At 35.9% G+C, this 842-nt stretch carries 1 protein-coding gene and 1 pseudogene; both read left to right on the forward strand.

What is annotated here, in order from left to right; genetic code table 11:
• Nucleotides 1-276 (forward strand): ABC transporter substrate-binding protein (locus ACAN52_RS21860; protein WP_378957257.1); only part of this gene is annotated, 276 nt, incomplete at its 5' end.
• A 375-nt stretch (nt 277-651) separates the two neighbouring features.
• Nucleotides 652-842: pseudogene (locus ACAN52_RS21865) on the forward strand (branched-chain amino acid ABC transporter permease); the annotation flags it as partial.

Genomic DNA, 842 nt, shown 5'->3' on the forward strand with positions numbered 1-842 from the left:
AAAGCGTTCCTTGATGCTTTCAAGAAAGAATACGGTCAAGTTCCAGATGCCATGGCTGTTCTTGGTTATGATGCAGCCTATGCACTAGTTGATGCTATCAAACGTGCTAACAGCACTGAGTCAGACAAAATTCGTGAAGCCCTTGCTAACACGAAAGATTTCCAAGGTGTAACTGGTTCCTTGACGTTAAATGCTACTCATGATGCGATTAAGAGTGCAGTTATCATTGAAATGAAAGATGGTAAACAAGTATATAGAGAAACTGTAAAACCTTAAAACTAATAAACCCAAAGAATAACGAAAAATCATCTATGTTGTGAGTTTGCCGAGGATGGGAATATTAGATATTACTTATTACGTAATGCCCTTCAACCTCTATTCCCATCCTCGACAATTGCTACTTATAATCGTTAATTGAACTTCGAGATCGTGTTAGTCAGACATAAAATAGATAGGTAGACTTCATTTTGACGATTACCATCTACCATAGTCATTCAATTTGTAGTTTTTGAAAATGATATCGATATTGTTGATCGGTTGTGAATAGGTAAAACCCTGTTTTCGACGATTACCTTTAGAAATATGAAGCCCAATATAAGAAAAGACTTAGGTTATACTTTCTGATTGTGTAAAAAATAAGGAGGTACGTCCATGGAATTTACATTTACTCAGCAATTATTTCAACAGTTAATTAACGGTATATCTCTCGGAAGCATATATGCGCTGATTGCTTTAGGATATACCATGGTGTATGGCATTATCAAATTGATCAATTTTGCCCACGGTGATATTTATATGGTTGGTGCTTATGTGGCTTTCTTTGCGACAACGGCGTTAAAATT

This window comes from Pelosinus sp. sgz500959 (genome assembly GCF_042610375.1).
GTDB lineage: Bacteria > Bacillota > Negativicutes > DSM-13327 > DSM-13327 > CTSoil-075.